21 protein-coding genes are annotated in these 24,881 nt (G+C 59.5%); 13 read left to right on the forward strand and 8 right to left on the reverse strand.

Going from position 1 to position 24,881, the window contains the following annotated elements; translation table 11 throughout:
- Positions 1-54: 54 nt before the first annotated feature.
- Together ACJ8PI_RS22635 and ACJ8PI_RS22640 are read right to left on the reverse strand one after the other, a co-directional pair.
- Positions 55-624, reverse strand: coding sequence for an HdeD family acid-resistance protein (locus ACJ8PI_RS22635; protein ID WP_033654076.1), 570 nt, complete (start codon positions 622-624; stop codon positions 55-57).
- A gap of 119 nt (positions 625-743) precedes the next feature.
- Positions 744-1,607: a LysR substrate-binding domain-containing protein gene (locus ACJ8PI_RS22640; RefSeq protein WP_164134711.1), complete on the reverse strand. Its 864-nt coding sequence runs from the start codon at positions 1,605-1,607 to the stop codon at positions 744-746.
- A 272-nt stretch (positions 1,608-1,879) separates the two neighbouring features.
- Here ACJ8PI_RS22640 and ACJ8PI_RS22645 point away from each other — a divergent pair, with 272 nt between their 5' ends.
- Positions 1,880-2,557, forward strand: coding sequence for a hydrolase (locus tag ACJ8PI_RS22645; RefSeq protein WP_033635814.1), 678 nt, complete (start codon positions 1,880-1,882; stop codon positions 2,555-2,557).
- A 159-nt stretch (positions 2,558-2,716) separates the two neighbouring features.
- The gene (gene actS / locus ACJ8PI_RS22650) at positions 2,717-3,469 is read left to right on the forward strand and encodes an amidase activator ActS (protein WP_033635813.1); all 753 of its coding nucleotides are present in this window, start codon (positions 2,717-2,719) and stop codon (positions 3,467-3,469) included.
- Positions 3,470-3,503: 34 nt separating this feature from the next.
- Here actS and ACJ8PI_RS22655 read toward each other — a convergent pair whose 3' ends face one another.
- Positions 3,504-4,361 (reverse strand): AraC family transcriptional regulator, encoded by an 858-nt coding sequence (locus ACJ8PI_RS22655; protein ID WP_060424033.1) that lies wholly within the window; start codon positions 4,359-4,361, stop codon positions 3,504-3,506.
- 181 nt (positions 4,362-4,542) lie between these two features.
- Here ACJ8PI_RS22655 and ACJ8PI_RS22660 point away from each other — a divergent pair, with 181 nt between their 5' ends.
- Positions 4,543-6,312: an ABCB family ABC transporter ATP-binding protein/permease gene (locus tag ACJ8PI_RS22660; RefSeq protein WP_041038101.1), complete on the forward strand. Its 1,770-nt coding sequence runs from the start codon at positions 4,543-4,545 to the stop codon at positions 6,310-6,312.
- A 9-nt stretch (positions 6,313-6,321) separates the two neighbouring features.
- Here the strand turns inward: ACJ8PI_RS22660 and betI are convergent, their stop codons facing one another.
- Entirely contained in the window at positions 6,322-6,918 is a 597-nt protein-coding gene (betI, locus tag ACJ8PI_RS22665; protein WP_033649464.1) for a transcriptional regulator BetI, read from the reverse strand.
- Positions 6,919-7,076: 158 nt separating this feature from the next.
- Between betI and ACJ8PI_RS22670 the strand changes: the two genes are divergently transcribed.
- Entirely contained in the window at positions 7,077-8,621 is a 1,545-nt protein-coding gene (locus ACJ8PI_RS22670; protein ID WP_033654079.1) for a BCCT family transporter, read from the forward strand.
- 6 nt (positions 8,622-8,627) lie between these two features.
- On the opposite strand, the gene ACJ8PI_RS22675 is transcribed toward ACJ8PI_RS22670, so the two are convergent.
- Positions 8,628-9,059 carry a VOC family protein gene (locus ACJ8PI_RS22675; RefSeq protein WP_033649466.1) on the reverse strand — a complete coding sequence of 144 codons (432 nt, stop codon included), beginning with the start codon at positions 9,057-9,059 and terminating at the stop codon, positions 8,628-8,630.
- A 702-nt stretch (positions 9,060-9,761) separates the two neighbouring features.
- Between ACJ8PI_RS22675 and ACJ8PI_RS22680 the strand changes: the two genes are divergently transcribed.
- Together ACJ8PI_RS22680 and ACJ8PI_RS22685 are read left to right on the forward strand one after the other, a co-directional pair.
- Positions 9,762-10,979 carry an MFS transporter gene (locus ACJ8PI_RS22680; RefSeq protein WP_164134712.1) on the forward strand — a complete coding sequence of 406 codons (1,218 nt, stop codon included), beginning with the start codon at positions 9,762-9,764 and terminating at the stop codon, positions 10,977-10,979.
- Positions 10,980-11,015: 36 nt separating this feature from the next.
- Positions 11,016-11,825, forward strand: coding sequence for a MoaF C-terminal domain-containing protein (locus ACJ8PI_RS22685; RefSeq protein WP_049232273.1), 810 nt, complete (start codon positions 11,016-11,018; stop codon positions 11,823-11,825).
- Between the two features lies 1 nt (position 11,826).
- Here the strand turns inward: ACJ8PI_RS22685 and lldD are convergent, their stop codons facing one another.
- The 3 genes from lldD to ACJ8PI_RS22700 form a co-directional block, all read right to left on the reverse strand.
- Positions 11,827-12,966: an FMN-dependent L-lactate dehydrogenase LldD gene (gene lldD / locus ACJ8PI_RS22690; protein ID WP_033649469.1), complete on the reverse strand. Its 1,140-nt coding sequence runs from the start codon at positions 12,964-12,966 to the stop codon at positions 11,827-11,829.
- Positions 12,967-13,008: 42 nt separating this feature from the next.
- Positions 13,009-14,592, reverse strand: a complete 1,584-nt coding sequence (locus ACJ8PI_RS22695; protein WP_033654084.1) for an L-lactate permease — start codon at positions 14,590-14,592, stop codon at positions 13,009-13,011.
- 323 nt (positions 14,593-14,915) lie between these two features.
- Complete coding sequence (locus ACJ8PI_RS22700; RefSeq protein WP_033654085.1) at positions 14,916-15,836, reverse strand: LysR family transcriptional regulator; 921 nt, start codon at positions 15,834-15,836, stop codon at positions 14,916-14,918.
- Between the two features lie 427 nt (positions 15,837-16,263).
- On the opposite strand from ACJ8PI_RS22700, the gene ACJ8PI_RS22705 reads away from it, so the two are divergent.
- The 7 genes from ACJ8PI_RS22705 (at position 16,264) to ACJ8PI_RS22735 (ending at position 24,881) form a co-directional block, all read left to right on the forward strand.
- A complete protein-coding gene (locus ACJ8PI_RS22705) occupies positions 16,264-16,467 on the forward strand; it encodes a DUF4762 family protein (protein ID WP_033635804.1) in 204 nt (67 codons plus the stop codon).
- Between the two features lie 175 nt (positions 16,468-16,642).
- Entirely contained in the window at positions 16,643-17,308 is a 666-nt protein-coding gene (locus tag ACJ8PI_RS22710; RefSeq protein ID WP_033654086.1) for a DsbA family protein, read from the forward strand.
- On the forward strand, positions 17,308-18,252 hold the full coding sequence (locus ACJ8PI_RS22715; RefSeq protein WP_164134713.1) for an ABC transporter: 945 nt from the start codon (positions 17,308-17,310) through the stop codon (positions 18,250-18,252). The genes ACJ8PI_RS22710 and ACJ8PI_RS22715 overlap by 1 nt, the downstream gene beginning before the upstream one ends.
- Before the next feature lie 19 nt (positions 18,253-18,271).
- A complete protein-coding gene (locus ACJ8PI_RS22720; protein WP_121535346.1) occupies positions 18,272-20,395 on the forward strand; it encodes a peptidase domain-containing ABC transporter in 2,124 nt (707 codons plus the stop codon).
- A 40-nt stretch (positions 20,396-20,435) separates the two neighbouring features.
- Positions 20,436-21,563: an efflux RND transporter periplasmic adaptor subunit gene (locus ACJ8PI_RS22725; protein ID WP_399574360.1), complete on the forward strand. Its 1,128-nt coding sequence runs from the start codon at positions 20,436-20,438 to the stop codon at positions 21,561-21,563.
- Positions 21,553-23,505 carry an ABC transporter permease gene (locus ACJ8PI_RS22730; protein ID WP_060452052.1) on the forward strand — a complete coding sequence of 651 codons (1,953 nt, stop codon included), beginning with the start codon at positions 21,553-21,555 and terminating at the stop codon, positions 23,503-23,505. The genes ACJ8PI_RS22725 and ACJ8PI_RS22730 overlap by 11 nt, the downstream gene beginning before the upstream one ends.
- Positions 23,502-24,881, forward strand: coding sequence for an efflux transporter outer membrane subunit (locus ACJ8PI_RS22735; RefSeq protein ID WP_049232266.1), 1,380 nt, complete (start codon positions 23,502-23,504; stop codon positions 24,879-24,881). The genes ACJ8PI_RS22730 and ACJ8PI_RS22735 overlap by 4 nt, the downstream gene beginning before the upstream one ends.

Here is a 24,881-nt window from a genome sequence, read left to right on the forward strand (position 1 = left end):
GTTTTATCTGCAAACAACCAAAGCGATGAGGCCCGCGGCGGCGGGCCGGTAACGTCAGGCGCGTTTAAACAGATTCGCCGCCTGGAACAGCGCAAAGGAGCTGACCAGCATCTCGATGCCGACGATCGCCGTCACCAGCGTGACCGACGCCGCCGGGCCTGAGCCAATCAGCATCCAGGCGATGATCAAATCGAGCACGCCGATAACGAACTGCAGCCAGTTGCCCGGCAGCCCGCGGCGCATGTAGCCCGCCGCCAGGCGCGCGATGCCGCCGAGCGCGAACAGCACGGCGAGGTACACCGCCAGCGCCAGAATGCCCGCCAGCGGGCTGGCGATGAACACATAGCCGATAATCAGGTAGGCCACGCCCAGCAGAATGCCGCCGATCATCGGCCAGGTATTCTGCGCCCGGTTGGCGATCATGGCGATAATCAGCCCGGCGCCACTCAACAGCAGCAGGATGCCGACTACGATGCTCAGCGCCGCGCCGGAGGCGAAAGGATTGACCAGGCACAGTATGCCGCCCGCCAGCAGCAGGAAGGCGATGATCAGCAGGGTGGTACGTTGCTTTTTGAGCAGTTCTTCGCTCAGGAGGGGCAGATTATTGCGGTCGAGGTTCAACATGATAGTTCTCCATTTTGCGTATTACGATCCTGAAATCTACGACTGTCGATTACTAGCATAGTCGCCATTGGGGATATAAGAGAAAATGCCGCGGCAGTAATGGGTTGAAAAATCGCCTGCTATCCATTGAATTCATCAACAATGAAATCAATTAATACTCTGACAGCGGGAGGCAGGCCTTGTCGGGTGGGGTAAATGGCGACAATTTTATGCGCCTCCACAGACCAATCGTCGAAAACGGTTTTCAGGCTTCCTGCCATCAACTCTTGCTCCGCCAGCGCCAGCGGCAAAAAACCAACGCCGACGCCGCCCACCAAGGCATCTTTTATCAGGCGAATATCGTCGCACACCAGGCATGGATCGCTGTTGATTTTGATCTCGCGCTTGGCTTGACGAAATGTCCAGGTAGCCTGGACGTGTGAAGACAGCCAGCCAAGCGTGGGCACTTTCGATAAATCCGCAGGTTTGCTTAAAGAATATTTGTCGAATGCTGATGCGCTCACCATAAATGCAGAAGGTATGGTGCAAATGGTCCGCATAACCAGATTGCTGTTTTTGGGCACGTCGGTGACAATTTTTAATGAGATATCATACCCTTCGGCAATGATATCAACATCTCTGTTGAATATCTTTACATGCAGACTGACCTCGGGATACTGCAACATGAACTTGGTTAAAATAGCTGGCAAGCCAAGATCAATAAGCATGTTTGAACATGTTATCCTTATTTTCCCCGTGGGTTTTTCGATTTTATTAATAATGAAATTATCCGCCTCTTCAGCGGCGGTGAGCATTTTTATACAGTAGCGATAATATTCCTTTCCGATATCGGTAATCATTATTTTTCGGGTTGAACGTTGAATTAACCTGACGTTAAGCCTCTTTTCAAGATTGGATATCTTTCTGGACAGCATGGATTTTGATATGCCGAATTTCTTGCTGGCGGCAAGAAAACCACCACATTCAACCACTTTGGCAAACATAAACATTTCATTGAAATCTATCATACAAATCTGACCTTCCCATTGGTGAAATACTCATTCCCAATTTTCTTACTGTTTATCCTGTCTATTCATTGCTAGTTTGAAAAGTGAAGATTTCATTGCATGGTAAATATTTGAAATGCTTCAAACCATCAGAATTTGATGATATGGCGCCGGGCGCGTTGAAATATCTCTGGTCGTTACGACGAGTTAGCCGCCGACCGGCGCTTAAATAATCGCCACAAGGTTTCAGGATGAATAAGTGAGGATATATGAGCTCTCCAGCCAACTTTAATAATCAACGCCCGGTGATTAACCCTGCCGATGCGGCAATGCTGCTTATCGACCATCAAAGCGGTTTGTTTCAAACGATCGGTGATATGCCCATGCCTGATCTGCGCCGCTATGCGACAGCGCTCGCCAAAATCGCCACTCTGGCGAAAATGCCTGTCATTACTACCGCTTCCGTGCCGCAGGGGCCAAATGGGCCATTGATTCCGGAAATCCACGAAAGTGCGCCCCATGCGCAGTATGTCGCTCGCACCGGACAGATAAACGCCTGGGATAACCCGGATTTCGTTGCGGCGGTGAAAGCCACGGGCAAAAAACAGTTGATCATCGCAGGTACGATCACCAGCGTTTGTATGGCTTTCCCGGCGATCAGCGCAATTGACGCCGGTTATCAGGTGTTTGCCGTGGTTGATGCCTCCGGCACCTATTCCAAGATGGCTCAGGAAATCACCTTGGCTCGCGTGGTGCAAGCCGGGGCGGTGCCGATGGATACCGCCGCCGTCGCGTCGGAAATTCAGCAAACCTGGAATCGCGCGGATGCGGCTGAATGGGCAGACGTTTACACCTTAATCTTCCCGAACTATCGCTTGCTGATTGAAAGCTACAACAAAGCGCAGGATGTGATTAAGAAAAACGAGATCCTGGACTCGCAGCGTTGAAACGTCCTTTGCCTGCTCGTTTTTCGCTTGGCGCCTGAGGGCGCCATTTTCGTGTTGTTTATCGCCCCCCTTTATCCCCCTTTTTTGACTGACCCGGCGCAAATGTTACACTGTGCGGCTGACGCGTATCAGAACCGAAACGACGACTGGGGACAGGATTTGAGCACAGGAAGCAAACTGGCAGGGTGGCGCCGCGTGGCGGTGTGTTTGGCATTGGGGCTGCTGTTGGCCGGGTGTTCGGGCAAAAACACCTATAACCGCGACTATGACAAACTGCCGAAGGGCAGTTATTCCGGCAAAACCTATACCGTCAAACGGGGCGATACGCTGTATTACATCGCCTGGATCACCGACAGTGAAGTCAGCGAGCTGGCCAGAATCAACAAAATTCGTCCGCCTTATAGCCTCGAGGTGGGGCAGAAACTGCGGCTGAGCGGCAGCGCGCCGGCCAAAACCGCCGCTACGCGCCGTAAAAAGTCGTCTTCCGCCGCAATCGTCAAACAAACGCCGCCGCCGGGCGCTTCCCGCTGCTGGCGCTGGCCGACCAGCGGTCGGATCGTGCAGGCGTACTCCAATTCCGACGGCGGCAACAAGGGCATCGATATCGCCGGCAAGCGCGGCCAGCCGATCTACGCTTCCGCCAAGGGCAAAGTGGTGTACGTCGGCAACCAGCTGCGCGGCTACGGCAATCTGATCATGATTAAGCACGGTGAGGACTTCATTACCGCCTATGCGCACAACGACACCACGCTGGTGCGCAACGGTCAGGATGTGAAAGCGGGGCAGAAGATCGGCACCATGGGCAGCACCGGCACCGATTCGGTATTCCTGCACTTCCAGATCCGCTACCGCGCGACCGCGCTCGATCCGCAGCGTTATTTGCCGCCGCAGGGTTCGTCGCCGTCTTGTTGACGTCAGTCAGGCTCCGTGAGGAGCCTGACTTTTGTTATTTCAGCGGCAGGTAAAGATCGGTCACCAGTTCATATTCCGCCACCTCGTGCACAAAGTTGTGGTAGTGGAAATAGAGCGGAAAATCGCGCGGTTCCTCGCCGCTGTTCGGCAACCACTCGCTGTAGAGATGGCGAGCGCTTTCAGACAGCCCATCCAGCGAGCCGTGATGGCGCAGCACCGCGCAGCGTCCGGCCGGCAGCGTGCTGTTCACCACGCCGAAGGCGTTGTCTTCGGGGATCGGCGCAGTGACCTCGCCGCAAATGAAGAAGCGGAAGTCCTGCGCTTCGGTGGTGGCCGGATCGTGCGGTGCGATGCCGTAAGTGCGGCTGCTTCTGACCGGCGACAGGCCGCTGGTTTTGCGCCACTCGATAAAGCGTGCGGCGGTTTCGTTGACCAGCGCGGACGGGCCGCGATGTTCGATCATCGCCACCGGCGTGGCCGGGAAGTCGACAATGTCTACCTTCATGGGTTGTTTCCTTGTGTGTTTCGGCTCGGGAAAGCGCTGCTGCCAATCGATCCAGGCCGGCCGTTTGCGAAACTGGCTTGGCGTTTGGCTGAACGCCTGTTTGAAGGCGCGACTGAAGGACTCCGGGTTTTGAAAACCGGCGTCCAGCGCGATGTCAATCACCGGCTCCAGTGGGTTATACGCCAGGCGGTACGAGGCGCGTTTGAGCCTCATCCACTGGATATAACGCCACACCGAGATGCCGCAATACGCGCTAAACTGGCGTTGAAAGTGAAAGCGCGAAAAGTGGGCCACTTCGCTCAGTTTTTCGACGGTGAGCGCCTCGTCCAGGTGGCGGTCGATATAGTCAAAGACCTGCGCAAAGCGCTTTGCATACGTCTGGGTCATGTGATTGTCTCCTCCATGCCTGAACTTTGCCCGAGCCGCCGCCGCTTCTCCTGACGGATGATGCTGAGTTGCCGCCGCAGGAAAACGGGATGGCTGCGGCGTTCGCCGCCGGCCAGGCCAAACTCATAACCCCCGCGCGGCCGTGCGCCGCGATCCCGACCGAGAAGATGAATATTACATGATGGATCGTTCCCGTTTGCTGAAATTCCTGCTGCCCTACCTGTGGCCGAAAGACAACCCGCGGCTGCGTGCGTATCTGGTGGTGGCCTTCGTGTTCATGGTGGCGGCCAAGGTCAGCACCACGCTGGTGCCGCTGGCCTACAAAGCGATGGTCGATGCGCTGAGCGGCGAGACGGCGAAAATGCTGGCGGTGCCGCTGGGGCTGATCGTCGCCTACGGCGTGGCGCGGGTGGGCGGCGCGCTGTTTGAGGAACTGCGCAACGTGATGTTCATTCACGTCAGCCAGAACGCCACGCGCCTGCTGGGCGTGCGGGTGTTTCGCCAGCTGCATGCGCTGAGCCTGCGCTTCCATCTGGAGCGCCAGACCGGCGGGCTGTCGTTGTCCATCGAGCGCGGCACCCAGGCGGTGTCCACGGTGCTGTCGCGGCTGCTGTTCTCCATCGTGCCGATCCTGTTCGAGCTCTCGCTGGTCACGGCGATCATGTGGCACATGCTGAACGGCTGGTTCGCGCTGGCGATCCTGACGACGGTCGGCTGCTACATCCTGTTTACCGTGCTGGCGGTCAGCTGGCGCACCCGCTTTCGCCGCGAGCTCAACAAGGCCAACGCCGACGCCAACAGCAAATCCATCGACAGCCTGCTGAACTATGAGACCGTGAAGTACTTCGGCAATGAAGAATTCGAAGCCGAGCGCTTCGACCTGTCGCGCCGGCTGTACGAATACGCCGCCATCAAGAACCAATTCAGTTTTACGGCGATCAACCTGGGGCAAACCGCCATTATTTCGATCGGGCTGATCGTGATGATGGCCATGGCGGCGCAGGGCATTACGCAGGGAACGATGACGGTCGGCGACTTCGTGCTGGTCAACGCCTATCTGCTGCAGCTGTATCAGCCGCTGAACTTCTTCGGCTTTATTTATTCCGAGGTGCGCCAGGCGCTGATCGACATGGAAAACATGTTCGATCTGCTGCAGGAAAAGCGTGAGATCGTCGATAGCCCGGATGCGCAGCCGCTGCGTCTCGATCGCGGCGAAGTGCGGTTCGACGCGGTCAGCTTCGGTTACGACACGCGGCGGCCGATCCTCAAGCAGGTGAGTTTTACCATTCCGGCGGGCCACACGGTGGCGGTGGTCGGCGCCTCCGGCGCGGGCAAGTCCACGCTGTCGCGCCTGCTGTTCCGTTTCTACGACGTGCAGGGCGGCGCCATTACCCTCGACGGCCAGGACATTCGCCAACTGACCCAGGCCAGCCTGCGGCAGGCGATCGGCATCGTGCCGCAGGATACGGTGCTGTTCAACGATACGCTGCGCTACAACATCGGCTACGGCAAAACCGGCTCCAGCGATGAAGAAATCGAGCGGGCGGCGCGGCTGGCGCATATCCATGATTTTATCGTCGGTTTGCCCGACGGTTACGACACCCGGGTGGGCGAGCGCGGGCTGAAGCTGTCGGGCGGTGAAAAGCAGCGGGTGGCGATCGCGCGCACCATTCTGAAAAATCCGGCCATCCTGGTGTTCGACGAGGCGACCAGCGCGCTGGATACCCAGACCGAGCGCGAAATCCAGGGGCACCTGCGCGAGGTAAGCCGCAACCACACCACGCTGGTAATCGCCCACCGGCTCTCCACCGTGGTGGACGCCGATGAAATCATCGTGCTGGAGGCGGGGGAGATCGTCGAGCGCGGGGGGCACGAGGCGCTGCTGGCGGCTAACGGCCGCTACGCCGCGATGTGGCAAACCCAGTACAGCGAAGAGCAGGAGCCACACTGACGGAGGCGATCACGCCGCCGATGGCGCGGCCTTGAGCCGTTGTATCACGTAGTCGCAGGCGATGCGGCAGTCCTGCTTCAGGTCCGTCTCGTCGCCGGCCAGGCTGCCGCGCAGCCAGAGCCCATCGATCATCGCCGCCAGCCCGCGCGCCGCGTCGCGCGCCTGCGGCAGCGGCAGCTCGCGGCGGAACTGGCTGCAAATATTGGAATAGAGCCGCCGATCGTTGGCGCGCTGCAGGCGGCGCAGCACCGGCTGATGCATGCTGGCGGCCCAGAAGTCGAGCCAGGCGCGCATGGACACGGCATTGGTTTGGCTGGGGTGGAAGTTGCCCTGGATAATGGCGAACAGCTGTGACTGGCTGTCGCTTGCCGCCTGCGCGCGGCACTCGGCCACCGCATCGCGCAGGTCGCGCAGGATTTTGCGCATGGTGGCGCTCAGCAGCCCCTCTTTATCGCCAAAATAGTGGCTGACGATGCCGGTCGACAGCCCGGCTTCTTTCGCCACCTGAGACAGGGTGACGCCGGCCAGCCCGACGACATTAATGGTCTCGAAGGCGGCGTTAATCAACTGTTCCTTACGCTGTTCCGGAATGTCTCTTCGGTACATATTTTCCTCAACTGATAGGCCAATCACACTTTGGATTTGATTGATTGAACGGTCAATCAATACTCTATATGCTGCGAAAATGTCAAATAAATGGCGATAATATGTTAACTAAAAGTTGCATTGAAATCGTCTGTCTTTCGCATCATGGAAGCCTGCCAATGACAACAAAAACTCCCCCATCGCTTGACGAAGAACCTGTCAGATTGAATGTTCCGGTATTTTTCGGCTCGGCGGCGGTGATCCTGCTGCTGGGAACGCTGGTCGTTCTGTTCCCCTCCGCCAGCAAACTGTGGCTGAACGCCGCGCAAAGCTGGGTCGCCGACGTATTCGGCTGGTACTACATGTTATTGATGGTCGCCTGCATGGCATTCGTGTTCTGGCTGGCGCTGTCGCGCTTCGGCCATATTCGCCTCAGCCAGGATGACGAGCCGCCGCAGTTCAGCTATCCCTCGTGGGTGGCGATGCTGTTCTCGTCGGGCATCGGCATTGCGCTGGTGTACTACGGCGCCTATGAGCCGCTGGATCACTTCCTGTCGCCACCGGAAGGCAGCGGCGGCACCGTGCAGGCGGCACGACAGGCGATGGCGCTGACCTTTTTGCACTGGGGGCTGCACGGCTGGGCGCTGTATGCGCTGATCGCCACCGCGCTGGCCTATTTCGCCTATTGCCGCGGCCTGCCGCTGGCGCTGCGTTCTGCGCTATACCCGATCTTCGGCGAGCGCACCCACGGTTGTGTCGGTCATCTGGTGGACAGCTTCGGCATTCTGGTGACGGTGATCTCGATGGTGACCAACCTGGGGATCGGCGCGCTGCTGGTGAACTCCGGGCTGTTTTATCTGTTCGACATCCCGCAAAGCACCGGCGTGCTGCTGGCGCTGATCGTGGTGATGATGGTGGTGGCCACGCTGGCGGCGGTCACCGGCGTCGAGAAGGGCATCGCCATGCTGTCGAACATCAACGTCGGCTTCCTGTGCCTGCTGCTGCTGTTCGTGTTTTTGGCCGGACCGACGCTGAACCTGCTGAACGGCATGTTGCAGAACCTCGGCGATTATCTCACCTCGCTGGTCAGCCGCAGCTTCGATATGTATCTGTACGGCAAGGCTCGCCAATGGCAGGGTGCCTGGACGCTGTTCTACTGGGCCTGGTGGGTGGCGTGGGCGCCGTTCGTCGGGCTGTTCATCGCGCGCATCTCCAAAGGGCGCACCATTCGCGAACTGATTTTCGGCGTGCTGCTGATCCCGCTGGGCTTCACGCTGGCGTGGCTGTCGATCTTCGGCAATACCGCCATCAGTCTGGTGCTGGAAGGCGGGCAGGCGATCCTGGGGCAGGTGGCGCAAAGCGATCCGCCGATGGCGGTGTTCAAGCTGTTCGAATACTTGCCCTATACCCAACTGACCGCCGGCTTTGTGGTGGTGATCAGCTTCGTGCTGTTCCTGACGCCGGTCGATTCCGGCACGCTGATGATAGCCAACCTCTCCTGCCAGGGCGGCTCCGCCCATGATGACGCGCCGGCCTGGCTGCGCGTGTTCTGGGCAGCGGTCACCACGTTGGTATGCGCCGGCTTGCTGTACGCCGGCAGTTTCAGCGCGATGCAGACCGCGGTGGTGCTGTGCGGCCTGCCGTTCTCGGCGGTGATCGTGCTGTACATGATCAGCCTGCGCAAGGATCTGCGCCGTTACGCCATGAAGCCGGCGCTGCCCTGAGGCGGTTTATTCGCCCGCGCGCGGCCGGTGATGCACGTACTCGACAATCGTGCCGTCCGGCAGGCGCGCATTGAAACAGGCGCCGGTGGGCACCTCCACCGGGCCGAAGAAAATCTCGGCGCCGGCGGCCAGCAGCCGCTGGTGGTAGGGATAAATGTCATCGACCAGCAGCGTGCCGACGGTGCTGCGGAAAGGGCGCAACTGCTCTTCCGCCCCTTCCAGGATCAGAAACGGCCCCACCGCCGCCAATACCAGCCGATGTTCGGGAAAATCGAAGCGCATGTCCGCCGTTACGCCGTGCAGCTGTTCGTAAAAGGCGATGGCGCGGTCGATTTCGCCTTCGCCAACGTAGACCCGAATCAGCACGCGCGGCTCACGCAGCGATGAAGAGTCGGCGGTTTTGCGCCAGAAACCGGCTTTTGTCAGTGCTGTCGTCATGTTCATCTCCTTGCTGGTTGCCTGCCGCTTATCATGCCGTTGTTTTCCCATCCGGGGTTGGATCGAGTTGGCATAAGCTAGCCGCGCCGGTAATAACCCGCTACCAGGGCGTTAAGGGGCGGTCTGTTTGTGATTCCTGTCACGGCCTGCGCTTTTATTATCATTCAGCATTGATAATGTCATTGCGTGATTATTGATTAACACAATGGAGTTAATAGTTCTCGTTATAGCCGCTATAAAGCAAACGGATTCAAATAATAAAGAGGGCGGGGTAATGCGGCTGATGAAAAGGGAAATACCGGCCATTTATAAGCAGGAGTTAAGTTTTATTTATTAACCTGTTTATAAATCAGCGCGTTTTGGCTTTTTCGATAAAAGTAAAAAGTGCCGTTTAATTTTATTTAAATCATTAAAAACATGATTTTGATTTATTTTCATGTCATTCGCGTTCTGTGAAAAATACCTGAATTGCCTCTCCGTCGCCGTTTTCAACGGCTGTTTGACATGCCCGTAGCTTGAGATAAGTTTATATCATTAACATGTTAATGAGTTGTTATCGTGACCGATGGCCAATATCTCTTTTGGCCGAGCGCTCAACCGACTTATGCCATGGCCGCTCGCCATTTATAAGTTAACTTATGGACCAATGACGCTATGAATAATTCGCCAGGACAGCGCTCGCGATTGAGCGAAGAGAACCGATTGCTGATTATTTTGTTTTTCGTTTTCGGCTGCGTGTTCGTCGATCGTCTGACCATCTCTTTTCTGTTTCCGATGATTGCCGCCGATTTGAAGCTGAGTAACGTGCATCTTGGCACGCTGTCGGCGGTGCTGGCATTGACCTGGGCGCTATCTGGCGCGGGGCTGGGGGCGATAGCCGATCGCTTTAATATCCGCAAACCGATGCTGATCCTGTCGAGCCTGGTGTTTTCGCTGTTCTCCGCGCTGTCGGGGCTGGTCAGCGGCTTTGCCATGTTATTGATCTTCCGCGCGCTGATGGGGATCGCCGAAGGGCCGGTGCTGCCGATCGCGCAATCGCTGATGGTGGAAAAATCGCAGCCGCAGCGCCGCGGCTTCAATATGGGGCTGATCCAGGGGGCGGCGCCGGGATTGTTGGGCGGTATTATCGCGCCGCCGCTGATCATCTATCTGGCGCAGAAGTGGGGCTGGAGCATGGCGTTTCACCTGACCGCCGTGCCGGGCATCATTCTGGCGTGGCTGATCTATCGTTATGTGAACGGCAAGAAGGATCCCGCTTTCAGCGCCGCGCCGGCGGCCGACAAGGCGGCGAACAAAGGCGCTTACGGCGAGCTGTTTAAAATCAAGAACGTAGCGCTGTGCATTCTGATCTCCTGCGTGTTCGTCACCTGGTTCATGATCATCATTACCTTCACCCCCAACTTTTTGGTGACCGACCGTGGCTTCAGCGAGGGCACGATGGGCGGCATCATGAGCGCCATCGGCGCCGCCTGGGTGTTTTGGGGCGTGGCGGTGCCGGCGATTTCCGATCGCCTTGGCCGCAAGCCGACGCTGATCTTCTTTTCGCTGCTGGCGGTGTGCTGCCCGCTGTTCCTCAGCTACGTCGATAACCCGTGGCTGCTGGGTGTGCTGGTGTTCCTGTCTTATACCGGCCTTGGCTGCTTCACGCTGTTTATGGCCACCATCCCGTCTGAAACGGTGTCGCCGGCCCGCATCGCGACCGCGTTGGGGCTGGTGATGGGGATTGGCGAGGTGATTGGCGGCTGTCTGGCGCCGTTTATCGCCGGGCTGATCGCCGATCGCTATGGGCTGGTCAGCGTGATGTGGCTGGCGGCTACCGGCGCCGTGTGCGCCGGCGTACTGAGTTGTTTTCTCGATGAAACTGCACCTGCGGTGGTGAGCCGCAGAGCGGTGAAACCGGCGGGCGTCGCCGACGTTTGAGGCGGTTTTCATCCCATTCAATCAAGGAGAGCGAAGATGTCAGCAGAACAATCCGTACTGAATCAGAATGCCGAACCGGACTGGAAGAATTACGACGATTTTGCGCGCGGTATCGACACTAACCGGCTGCCGGGCACCCAGGATTGGCGCGGCAAAACGCTGCAGATCGCTTTTGAAAGCAGCGGGGAAATCACGCTGCGCTTCAGCGCCGATCGGCAGCGGGTGCTGTGGGCCTGGGGCGGGGAGAGCGGCGAGGACGCTTACGAAGAGGTGCAAACCTCCGCCGCGCGCTATTTCTTCAATATTCCGCTGCAGTCGCCGGGCAACGAGTGCCTGACGCTGGTACTCAATCGTGACAGCGGCCGGGCGCTGCTGGTGCGCAGCACGCTGTTGCCGGAACAGACGGTGGAAAAGGGGTCCCGCCTCAAGCAAAGCTTCTACGTCGGCCGGATTGTCGGCGCCACGCCGGGTGGCGTCGCGCCGCATCTGACCCGCGAGCTTATCGGCTATCGCACGCTGAACGTCTACAGCCCCAACCACTATTACGAACATTTCTATGTCAACACCGAGCGCTACGCCTGGCAAAACCTGCGCGGCGAACAATTCGGTCACGGCGACATGGACTACGCCACCTACTACAAGTTTGAGGACGAGATGTTCCTGTTCACCTTCCGGGAAAAGATCATCCCGGTGTGCTCGGTGTTCTTCTTCGACTTTATTTCCGGGCGCTGCACCGGCACCTTCCTCGGGCTGGACGCCGCCGGCCGGGTGTTGGTGTCACCGGCCGGGGCCTTCATCAGCAAGATGAGCTATAACGCCTACCCGGAAGGCGTGCAGCCGCTTTGATTCAGGCGTTTCTGACCAGCGATCCGGCGTTGATTTCCGCAATGGTTTTCGCGCCGGTGAGCGTCATGGCGACGCGCATTTCCTTGTCGATCAGATCCAGCAAGTTAGCCACCCCGGCTTCACCGGCCGCCGCCAGCGCATAGACGAAGGCGCGCCCCAGCAGCACGCTGTCGGCGCCCAGCGCGATCATGCGCACTACGTCCAGGCCGCTGCGGATGCCGGAGTCGGCCAGCAGGGTAATGTCGCCTTTCACCGCGTCGGCGATCGCCGGCATGGCGCGCGCGGTCGACAGCACGCCGTCCAGCTGGCGGCCACCGTGGTTGGAGACGATGATGCCGTCGGCGCCGAAGCGCACCGCGTCTTTGGCGTCTTCCGGATCGAGAATGCCTTTGATGATCATCGGGCCGTCCCAGAATTCACGGATCCACTCCAGATCTTTCCAGGAAATCGACGGATCGAAGTTGGCGCCCAGCCAGCCGATGTAGTCTTCCAGGCTGGTCGGTTTACCGCGGTAGGCCGAGACGTTGCCCAGATCGTGCGGCTTGCCGAGCAGGCCGACATCCCAGGCCCACTGCGGATGCGCAAACGCCTGCAGCACACGGCGCAGGGCGGCATTAGGGCCGCTCATCCCCGAGTGGGCGTCGCGATAACGGGCGCCGGGCACCGGCATGTCGACGGTGAACACCAGCGTTTTCACGCCGGCGGCCTTGGCGCGCTCCAGCGCATTGCGCATAAAGCCGCGATCTTTCAGCACGTAGAGCTGGAACCACATCGGCCGATCGATCGCCGGCGCCACCTCTTCGATCGGGCAGACCGACACGGTGGACAGCGTGAACGGAATGCCTTTTTTAGCCGCGGCGCGCGCGGCCTGCACTTCGCCGCGGCGGGCGTACATGCCGGTCAGCCCCACCGGCCCCAGCGCCACCGGCATCGCCAGCTGCTCGCCGAACAGCGTGGTCTGCAGGCTGAGTTCGGACATATTGCGCAGCACGCGCTGGCGCAGGGCAATATCGGCCAGATCCGCGGTATTGCGCTTCAGCGTATGCTCCGCGTAGGCCCCGCCGTCGATGTAGTGAAACAGAAACGGCGGCAATTTGGCCTGGGCGGCGGCCCGGTAGTCGGTTGACGCGGAGATGATCATAGTGTTTACCTTCTTGTCTTGCTTGCGATAACGAGTGGTTAGTCAGAGCGTGAGGATCGCCGCCATACCGGCCGCAATCCCGCCGTACGCCAGCATCGGCAGTACGGTCTTTCTGATGATTTTGCCTTCGGCGTTACCGATCCCGAGGATCGAACAGACCGCGATAATGTTGTTCAGGCACACCATATTGCCCATGGCGCCGCCGACGGACTGCAAGGCCAGCGTCAGGTTGACGTCAAGGCCACTGCTCTGGGCGATCGATTGCTGAATGCCGCCGAACGTCAGGTTCGAAACGGTATTGGAACCGGAGAAGAACGATCCCAACGCGCCGAGGAACGAAGAGAACAGTAGCCAGCTCTCGCCGGTCAGCGCCGCCAGTGCTTTACCGATCAGGATCACCGGCGCGTTGTCGCCGCCCTGCATCATCAGGTTGACCATCACCAGCGCGCCGAACAGGGCGATAAAGGGCCGCGCGATGCGCCCGCCGGTTTCGCTGAACATTTGCCGCACCTGGCCGCCATTCAGACGGAACAGCGGAATGCACAGCAGCACGACCAGCAGGAACGGGATCAGCGCCGGGACATACAGCGTTTTGTAGCCGGCGGCGGCGGAGGTGCCCAGCACCTGCTGCAGTTCGACGATCAGCGCCCGGCTGATGCGCAGCTCCCCGAGCCAGCCGAGGTTTTCCTGCCACAGCAGCGCGGTGTTGTTGAGCAAGGCTTTAAGGCCCAGCTGGTGGACGCGCGTCACTATCAGGATAGCAATCAGCAGCAGGGTTGGGGTCATGGCCTTGACCACCTGCATGAACGGCACCGCCTGCCCGGCGCTCTGCGGTTTGCCGCTGCGGGCGAGGCCGATGCCGCCGCGCGCCAGCAGCACCGACAGCGCCAGGCCGATGGCGCCGCCGACCAGCGCCGGGAATTCATAGTTCACCTGAGCCAGCAGCAGATAGGGCAGGGTGCAGCTCAGCACGCTGAGCAGGATAAACGGCAGGTTGCGGCGGATATCCTGCCAGGAAACGATAAAGCGCAGCGCCAGCAGAGGAATGACGAAGCCGGCGACAAAATGGATCAGCGCGGTCTGCCGGCCGATCTCCAGCAGGCTGGCGTCCGACAGGCCGAGGTTGGCAAAGCCGAACCAGGTGGGGGTGCCCACGGCGCCGAAGGAGACCGGCACCGAGTTCATCACCAGTGTCAGCAGGGCGACGCGCAGCGGGTTGAAGCCCAGCCCGACCAGAATCGGCGCGGCGATGGCGGCCGGGGTGCCGAAGCCGCTGGCGCCCTCAATCATAAAGGCGAACGCCCAGCCGATAATCATCAGCTGGGCCACGGGATTGGGGCTGATGGTTTCCAGCCAGCGGCGCACTACGTTCTCCGCGCCGCTTACCTGCATCAGTTTGTTGAGCAGGATGGCGCCGGCGATGATGGTGATCGGCGTCAGCGTCGATACCAGCGCGGTGATGATATTGGCATGCAGCAGCCGCAGCGAGGCATCGAACCACAGGAGCTGTACGGCGTAGACCACGGCGGCCGTCAGCGGCAGGGCGAGATAAGAGGGCACGCCATTCCTTTTGGTCATCATCCAAATCAGCAGGACGATGGGCGCAATACTGAAAAACAGGGGCATAAGATCCTCAGGGTTATTATTTTTATGGGCAGAGATATGTAGCTGAAAGGTTAATTACCGCAACATTTTCATTCTAATCACAACGTCGACGACGATGCCATGCGGTATTTTTTTAACATCGGCGAACGGCGCCGGCGGTGGGAAATTGGCCGGTAGAAGGGGATGAATTAACTGATTAAAAATCATGTTGATAGAAAGTATTATTGTGTGATGAATGCGCAGGCTCACATTAATTAAGCGGTAATGTTCAATAGATTATGTCCAAAAATGCCGTAATCTCCGCGGCCTTTTGCGGCCGCGGGGAAATAATCAGCGAGGAAAATTCAAAAATAGTGGCTGATATTTTGGTAGGAACCGATGATATGCTCGATCAGCAGACGGGTTTTTAACGGCAGATTGCGGGTGTAAGGATAGACGGCGTAAATGCCCAATACCTTGCCGCAGTGGCCGGCCAGGATCTCCGTCAGTTTGCCGTCCTGCAAATCTTCATACACCATGCAGCGTGGCACCATGGCGATGCCGTGGCCGCCGATCACCGCTTTGCGGATCGCCCGCGCATTGTTGGCCGACAGGTTGCCGTTAACCTGCAGCTCGTAGATGTCGTTGCGCCCCGGCCGCTTCATCAGCCAGTTGGCGGTGCCGCTCTCCTGATAGGTGTAGGTCAGGCAGTTGTGGCCGAGCAGGTCTTCGGCGCAGCGCGGTTCCGGGTGGCTTTCCAAATACCCCGGCGAGCAGACGATCACCCAGCGGGAATCGAAGATCGGCCGGGCAATCAGGCTTGAATCCGGCATGGTGCCGGTGCGGATCGCCAGATCGATGCCTTCTTCCACCAGATCGGCAAAGCGATTTTCCAGCCGCATCTCGACTTTCAGGCTGGGATGCAGAGCGCAAAATTCCGCCACGCTCTCGCTCAGCAGCAGCTCGCCCGAAATGGTCGGCACCGACATGCGAATGGTGCCGGTCAACTCTTCGCTCTTTTCGCTGACGGCGTACAGCGCCTCCTGCACTTTGGCGCCGATCTCTTTGGCCTGCTGGTAGAGCGCCTGGCCGCTTTCGGTCAGCGTCAGGCTGCGCGTGGTGCGGTACAGCAGACGGGCGCCCAGCGATTTTTCCAGCCGCCCGATGCGTTTACTGACCACCGAGCTGGTGATGCCGGCGCTCTCCGCGGCCTTGCTGAACGAGCCGCAGTCGACGATCAGGGCGAACAGAATCAGGTCGTTGGCGTATTCGTGGGTGGCGAGCATGGGCATCCTGTAGAGTGAGAGTCCTTTTGTCCCAGTGTAAATCCGGCGCGGCAGGAAGCAATCTTTTCAGCGTGTCGCACGTCGTCACCAACTGGTCGGATCTGAATTTTTCTTATTTGTTTTTTCATTTTACTGAGAATTATCCTTTTTTATTTTTCTTGCTGTAACCGGTTTTAGTCTACTTTTCTTGTTTTTAGTCTTATTTAAATTGGAATAGTCCTGTAATCGAGCGTTACTTATTTGATTAACTTTAACTTGCAGTGTAAATAATTGTATTGATCTGCTCGTTTGGGATGGCTATGCTTTTTCCCGAAGCGCTCTCATTGTTATTGGTTAAATAGTTTTGAAACGTATTGAAGGATTGCTCTGTCTGCCGACAGGGTAATGGGTAGTGTGTTTATGTTTTAATATAAATAAGGATATTGTAATGAAAAAAATCAATCTGTCAGAAGCGGAAAACATCGTCGGCGGTACTTTTGTTTGTACCAAGGAATTTGCCTGGGTGGGCAGCGGTAACAACCGCACCTGCCAGCTGGTGAAAACCTGTGCGAACAAATTCGGTGGCGTACAGAAGTCTTATTACCCGGCGCCGGTAGCAAGCTGCCCGTCTAACCCAACCACGCCAAGCTGATGCGGGTTGACCCCCTGCATTTAGATTAGCGGTGGGCAGGCGGGCAGCGTTCGCGCTGTCCCGCCTGATACCGGCGAAAAAGTCGTCTTACGTTCTCATTATTTACGGCATTAACTCTTTTTCATGTATTCACTCTGCCGGGTGAATATTAATATATACGCAGGATGCGTCCGTTATGTATAAACGTCCCTTGCTTTTTATCGGCTACACGCTCGTTATTATTTTTGCCTCTTCTTTTTTGACCGCATTTTATTTTCAACATTACGTCATGCAACCGGCGGAGGCGGAAAGCCTGAGTTTTATCTCCCCGGAAAAAATCGAACAAAGCCCGTTGCAAGACGATAATACCATTGTCGAAGTCTTCTCTTACGCCTGCCACTATTGTGAAGTCAACGAAAGCGGCGTGGCAGAGCTGGAAAAACGTTTGCCGGCGGGCGCCAAATTGGTGCGCTTGCACCTCAGCGACGACAGTCAAGCCGGCATGGCGGCCTTTGCGCCCCTGTTCGCCACGCTGACGATCATGGGGATCGAAGCACAGCATCGCCCCGCCGCTTATCGCGCCATTATCAAAGAAAACCTCAACCTGACGGACGACAAGCAGCTTAGCGCCTGGCTGACGGCCAACGGTATCGATGAGGCTGCCTATCGGCAGGCCAGAGAGTCAGAGCGGGTCAAGGCGTTGTTGGCGCATATGACGGCGGTAAGCCGCTATTACCAGATCAACGCGACCCCCAGTTTTATCGTCAATCGCAAATGGCTGGCGCTGCAAGATCGCGAGTTTTCCGCTTTCAGCCGGCAGCTGCTGTCGCTGTTGCAGCACGATAAACCGCTGGCCCCCTGATGCGCCTGCTCGCGGTTCGGGGGTATTTGGCCTGGCGCAACGGCCTGGACGCGATGGCCCGCTTATCGGCTGCCGGTGCCGGGATGGGCAACCGCCTGACGTGTGCCCTGCTGCGGCGCGTGGACTATCGCCTGTGGCTGGCGGTGCGCCGGCGGTTGAGGGGAAGCAGGCCGCAGCGCCGCTTTCGCCACCGGCATGCGGTAGCGCTGGCGAACCGCCAAAGCCTGTTGGGTGAAGGCAAGCTGGACTTCGCCTGGCTGATGCAGCGGCGGCAGTGGCTGGACATGGCGGCGGTCTCTGCCCGCAATGCGGCGTTGATGAGCCATTTGGCGCACTGTTCCGCGCAGCTTGATCAGGTCGTGGAACCGCTGCATCGCGCGGGCGTGCCGGTGCTGCTGGCGCCGATGCATACGGTCTCCGACGTGTTGGCGACGCTGGTCGGCGCGGGCGTTTATCCCGGGCGGGCCACGGTGATCGTTTCCGGCGATGTGCAGGCGTTTGCGCGGCGATCGCCGGAAGACGAATGGCGGCAGCGGCTCGACTATTGCTCGATTCACGACGATCCGCGGCACATCGCCGGCACCCTGTCGCAGGCGATGCTGGAAGCGGCGGAACATCGGTGCAACATCATCCTCTTCCCCGATATCACGCCGGATTACACCCTGCACAGCAATCAGGATGTGGCGGCCAAACTGGCCTGCCATCTGTTCGGCCGGCCGGCGCATTTGCACAGCGGCATCGTTCGGCTGTCCCGGGCGTTGCGGGCTCAGGTGGTGTTCTATTCGCTTTATTTCGATCGCGGCATCCGCATTCACATTGAAGAACCGGTCGCCGCAGATCGGGTCGGCCGCGTCATGCCGGCGATCGTCGAGCGAACCCTCCGGCGGCATGCGGATGATTGGCTGCTATGGCATTCGCACTCTTTATTTTTTATTAACGAATAAGTCAGGGATATCACAACGTATGGAAAACACCCTTCCTACGCCGGTCTTGCAGAGCGAAATCAATGAGTGCGGGCTGGCCTGCATCGCCATGCTGGCGGAAACTCAGGGCATTCGCGCACCGTTGACGGAGCTGCGGGAGCGTTATCCCGCTTCGCAGCACGGCACTTCGCTGGCGACGCTGTGCGCCATTTTGGGAGAGCTGGCGCTACCGGCTTATCCGGTGGCGTTCGAGCACCGGGATCTGGCGGCGCTGCCGTTACCGGCCATTTTGCATTACGGCGCGGGCCACTATGTGTTATTGGCGTATCGCCAGGGGGGGTACGTGTGCGTAATGAACCCGGCGTTGGGGCAGCAGCTGCTGCCGTATGCCGCCCTGAAAGCGGAAATCAGCGGTTATGCGTTGGTGCTGGATCGCGATGATTTGCCAGCCACCGTCCCGGCCCGGCGCAGCCACCGCCGCAGCGCTTTCGCCAGCTTAAGCCTGAAGGATACCGCCGGCATCGCCGGCATCTATCGCCTGGCGGCGATGACGTTTTTTATCTCACTGACGCTGTTCATCATGCCGATGATGGTCGCCAGCGCGATCAATCAGGTGTTCGCCATGGCCGGCGAGGTCGCGTTCCCCTACGCCTATTATCTGCTGGCGTTTGTGGCGTCCACGGCGTTGGCGCTGATTGCGCGCACCCTCACCGAACGCTTCATCAAAAATTTCGTGTTGTTGCACGGCGCCGCCGGGTTTTCTCGCCTGCTGGAAAACTCACTCAATTTCTTCAGCAAGCGCGCCCCCGGCGAGATCTTCAGCCGTTTCACCAGCTGGCAGATGGCCGCCGGCCAGAAAATCGAACTGGACAACGGCCTGCGCACCGACTGGATCATCGGCGCCATCGCGTTGGCGGTGATGTGCTACCTGAGCCCGATGCTGGCGCTGGTGCCGGTTGTCGGCGTGCTGCTGATGGGGGCGGTCAGCGTATGGGCCATCTACCGCGATCGGCATTACACCCAGCAGCTGCAGGTGCGAGGCGCGGTGCAAAATGACTTCATCCTGGAAACCATCCAGGGGTTTTCGACCATCAAATCAGCCGGCCTGGCCGGCCAGCGGCAGGAAGGGTTCGCCGAACATGCCCGCTCGCTGTTCAATTGCCTGCAGCAGCAAAAGATCTATGAACAGATAAAAGGCAGCATTTACCAGCTGATCGGCAGTCTGGAGATGGTGTTGTTCATGCTGCTGGCGTTGCCGCTGCTCAAGGAGGGCGAGCTCAGTCTGGGGGCATTCTTCGCCTACAGCTTTCTGCGCGAAATCTTTACTTCGTACAGCAGCAAGATCTTTTTTGCCGTTTTGCAGAAAAACCAGCTGCACGTCATCGATGAACGCGCGCGGGATCTGTTTCCTGCGGTATCTGCTCGGGCCCAGTCTGCGGACGAAAGCGTGAGCCATTTTGACGCGCGGTTGGCGTATCGGGGGGTGGCCTTCGCTTACGACGCTGGTCAACCGGTGTTGTGCGATTTGTCGCTGACGCTGGAGCGTGGCGAGTGCATCGCCATTTGCGGCGGTTCCGGCGCGGGCAAGAGCACGTTGCTGAAGGTGCTCGCCTGCCTGCTGACGCCGCAGCAGGGGGAGCTGACGCTGGATGGGCGCGTACTGGCAAGTGCCGCCGCGCAGCGGCTGTTCTTCCTGCAAAGCCAGGAGGACATTCTGTTCAACGCCTCGGTGTTGCAGAACATCACGCTGTTCGCGCCGTCGGCGCCGGGCCAGCAACGGCAGGTGGAACAGGCGTTGCGCAGTTTGGGGCTGGCGGACGCGGTGGCGCAGCTGCCGGGGGGCGTGAACGCCCTGGTGCGGGAGAGCCATGCCGGGCTGTCGCTGGGGCAGCGGCAGCGTCTGTTGCTGGCGCGCGCCATGTACAGCCGTTGCCCGGTGTTGGTGCTGGACGAACCGACGGCGAATCTGGATGAAAAGACTGCGGCGGCGGTGATGTCGGCTCTGGTGGCGCATTGCCGTGAAAACCGTAAAACCCTGGTGACGGTCACCCATAATCCGCGGCTGTTGCCGTTATTCGATCGGGTCTTGCGCATGTCGCAGGGGCGGCTGGTGCCTGAATCCACCGACGACGCCAGGATGAATGATTGTGCAGAGGTGGAGTGAGGTGCCCGGAAAGAGACGCTGGCGGCGAGTGGCGTTGGCGATGGTCGTTTTGGCAGCGTTGCTTGGCGGGCTGTCGTTGCTGAATCGGCCCCCTGACACGCAACCACCGCAAACGGCGCGCGTCGAGCGCGGGGACATCGAAAAAAGCGTGTTGGCGACCGGGATTCTGAAACCGCTTCGGCAGGTGAACGTGGGCGCGCAGGTCAACGGGCAGTTGAAAAAACTGTATGTCAAACAGGGTGACAGGGTGATCCAGGGGCAGCTGTTGGCCGAGATCGATCCGACGCTGCAGCTTAACGAACTGCGCAAGTCACAGGCTGAATTACGCAGCGCGCAGGCGCAGAAACTGGCGAGCCAGGTACAGCTGAAGCAGTACCAGCTGGAGCTGAAGCGGCAAAGAGCGCTGGCGCGAGACCGCGCCGGCGTGGCCAGCGATTTGGAAAAAGCGCAGGCGCAGCACGACGCGCAACTGGCGCAGTTGAAAGTGAACGAGTCGCAGATCGTCCAGGCCGAAGTGGCGCAGGAAACCGCCAGGGCCAATCTGGCTTTTACCCGTATTACCGCCCCTATCGACGGCGAAGTGCTGGGCATCGTTACCCAGGAAGGGCAAACCATCGTCTCGTCGCAAAGCGCGCCGACCATTTTGGTGATGGCAGACGTGGATACGATGATGGTGCATACCCGCATATCGGAAAATGACATCTTGCAGGTGAAGACGGGGCAGCCGCTGTGGTTTTACGTCGCCGCCGATCCCCGCCGCCGCTATGAGGGAGCGATGGGCGCGATACAGCAGGCGCCGGCGGAGGCGCTGGAAACCGACCCGCTGGGCAGGAATTCAAGCCAGCAAACGGCGGCGGTGTATTACAACGGCGTGTTTGCCGTCGCCAACGGCGAGCGTCGATTGCGCACCTCGATGACGGCGCAGGTATTCATCATGACCGAACGCGCACAGAGGGTGGTGCGGGTACCGATGGCTGCGCTGGGCGCGGCATTGGATGAAGGAAGCTATCAGGTCAAGGTGCTGGAAGGCGGGCAAACGGTGGTGCGCCGCGTGCGTATCGGCACCCGCGATCGCCGCTATGCCGAAGTGTTGGAAGGGCTGAACGCAGGAGAGCAGGTGCTGCTGGAGCAACAGCCTGATGTGGAGGAGGGCGCTGATGTCAGTTAACACCGCTCCCATCATTGCGTTGGATAACGTCTCGCGCGAGTTTCAGGCGGGGGAGCAGAAAATTGCGGTCCTCAAGCGCGTTTCCCTGAGCATTCAACGGGGGGAAATGGTTGCTATCGTCGGCGCCTCCGGTTCCGGAAAATCGACGTTGATGAACATCATCGGCTGTCTGGACAAACCTTCTCAGGGCGACGTGCACATCAACGGAGTGGCTATTGGGCAAGCCGACGCCGATCGCCTGGCGCAGCTTCGCAGCCGGCATATCGGCTTTATCTTCCAGCGCTATCACCTGATGCCCTATCTGACCGCCGGTGAGAATGTGGCGATCCCGGCGTTGTATACCGCCATGCCGGCCGCCGAACGCCGCCTGCGGGCAGCGCATTTGCTGGCTCGGCTCGGGTTGGCGCAGCGCGGCGGTCATCGTCCGGCGCAGCTTTCCGGTGGGCAACAGCAGCGGGTCAGTATTGCTCGCGCCCTGATGAACGGCGCGGAAATTATTTTGGCCGACGAACCGACAGGTGCGCTGGATAGCGCTAGCGGTCAGGCGTTAATGACCATTTTGCACGAGCTGAACGCTATCGGGCATACCGTCGTCATCGTGACACACGATCGGCGGATCGCCGAACAGGCGCGGCGGATCATTGAGATCGGCGACGGCGAGATCGTGGCGGATCGTCGCCATGAAGCCTCCCGACATCTTTCTACGTTCGAACGACCGCTGGCGGCGCCGCTGAAACGCATGGCGCCGGGCGCGGCGTTGAAAGAGGCCGTCGGCATGGCCTGGCGGGCATTGCTGGGGCACCGGGTCCGGGCATTGCTATCGATGCTCGGCATCATTATCGGCATTGCGGCGGTGGTCTCCGCCATCGCCATCGGAGAAGGCACGCGGCGTAATATTCTCAAGGAAATCAGCCAGCTTGGCACCAGCACGCTGGAGATTCGCCCAGGCCTCGGGTGGGAGAAACCGCGGCCCGACCTTGCGCGCTCGCTGAGCGAGCGGGATGCCGCATTATTGGCTGCGCTGCCTTACGTCGACAGCGTTTCGCCGGTGATCGGCACCCAACTGCTGGCCGTTCGCGAAGGCAAACAGGTGCCGCTTGCCGTGATGGGCGTCGGCGAAGGGTATTTCCGCACGCAGGGCATTCGCCTGCTTTCCGGCGGCTTGTTTACCGCGCAGGATCTGAGTGAGCGCGCACCGGTAGCGGTGATTGATCCCTTGCTGAAACAGGCGCTGTTTGCTTCCCGGCAAGACCCTATAGGCGCGGTAGTGCTGATCGCGGGCGTGCCTTATCGGGTGATCGGCGTCGCGCAGCGCCGCGGCGCTCAATACGCCGGCTCTCAACCGCTTGCCTGGCTGCCCTATACCTCCCTGACCGGCCGCATCGCCGGCGATATGCCGCTGGAATCCATTGTGATGCGAGTGAATGAAAAACTGACGCTGGAAGAGGCAGGACGGGATGCGACCCGGCGTTTGATCGTAGAACACGGGCGGCGTGATTTCTTCACGTTGACCGACGATCAGCTGACGCAATCCATTCAGCGCGCCTCAGGCTCCATGCAACTGCTGATTACCGCGATTGCCGCCATCTCGCTGCTGGTGGGCGGTGTGGGGGTGATGAACATCATGCTGGTCTCGGTGACGGAACGGACCCATGAGATCGGTATTCGAATGGCGGTGGGCGCCGCCGAGAAGGACATTATGCGGCAGTTTTTGATTGAGGCGGTGGTGATCTGCAGCTTGGGAGGCGTATTGGGGATCGCCTGCGCCGCGCTGGTCAAAGGGGTTCTGAGCGGATTGGCGCCGCAGGTGACGATGATCTTTACCTGGCCGCCGTTGCTCCTGGCCTGTGGATTTTCAGCGTTGATCGGTGTCGGGTTCGGGTTCTTTCCGGCTCGCACCGCCGCGCGCCTGCAGCCGGTGGAGGCGCTGGCGCGAGAATGAGCCGACTTTGGGTTTACGGGCTGGTGATGCTGTCGCTGAGCGCCTGCGGAGGGCGGCCGATCGACGCCACGGCGCCGCCGTCGTTGCCGCCGCAGTGGCGCGTGGTCGATGAGCGTTCCGGTTCGCTGCGGGCGGGCGTCGCCTGGTGGGAAAACTTCAATGATCCGCAACTCTCCTCGCTGATCGATGGCGTGCTGATCGCGAATCAGGATTTGGCGCTGGCCGGATTGCAGTGGCGCGAGGCCATGTTGGAGGCCGGATTAACGGAGGGCAACTTGACGCCGGATTTCACCGCCAGCCTGAGCGGCCGCAATACCCGAGCGTTGCGGGGCGCGTCTACGCCGCAGGAAAGCTACCGTGCAGGGCTTTCTCTGAGCTATGAACTGGATTTATGGGGCAAGCTGGCGCGCATTCGCGAACAGGCCGAATGGCTGGCCGTCGCCTCGGAGTTGGATCGGCGCAATACCGCGTTGACCTTGATCGGTGCTACCGCGCGCGGGTACTGGCAGATTGCCGACTTGAATCAGCAAGTCCTCCATCAGCAACAGGCGCTGGCGATCGCGCGTGAAACTTTGCGGCTGGTGGCGGCACGTCACACCGCCGGCGACGTTGGCCGATTCGAGCTGTTGCAGGCGGAGCAAAGCTTGTTGGCGCGAGAGAATCAGCTGCATGAGCTGGAGCGACAGCGGGAAGATGCGCGTAACTCGTTGGCACTGTTGTTCGGGCGATCGCCGCTGCTGCGCTATAGCGAACGGCGTTCGTTGCCGCTTGACGAGGTGGCTGTCGCGCAGCGTCAGCCGGCGTGGGTGATTGCGCGCCGGCCGGATGTTCAGGCAGCAGAACGCCGTCTGAGAGCGGCGCTGGCCGGTGCCGAGGCGGCAAGATTGAGTTTTTATCCGGCGCTGAGCCTGGAGGCCGGGTTGGATGCCGGCAGCGGACTTTTCCGCCAGTGGTTCAGTGAACCTTCGCGCTCGCTGGGCGCCACGTTGACGCTGCCGTTTATCGAATGGCGCAAGATGCGCTTGTCCAGCGACAAAGCGGCGTTGCAGGCGCAGCGGGCGGAGATTCAATTTCGCGATGCGGTCTACCGTGCGCTGGCCGATGTGGACAACGCCATGCGACAACGCCTGGAAGCACAGCGGCAAATCGGCAATCAGCGGTGGCATCTGGCGATGAGTCGACAAGCCGTGGCGTTGGCGCGACATCAATATCAGGCTGGTTCCGTTGCGCTGCAAACGCTGCTGGATGCGCAAGAGGCGGTGTTGGCCAGCGAGAATTCGCTGTCGGCACTGCAATTCCGCTATCTGAACGCCACGATGCAACTCTGGCTGGCGCTGGGCGGCAACGAGGCTTTCGCATCCGGGCAAGGAGAATAA

This window comes from Serratia sp. CY82433, assembly GCF_052166535.1.
GTDB classification, from domain to species: Bacteria; Pseudomonadota; Gammaproteobacteria; order Enterobacterales; family Enterobacteriaceae; genus Serratia; species Serratia sarumanii.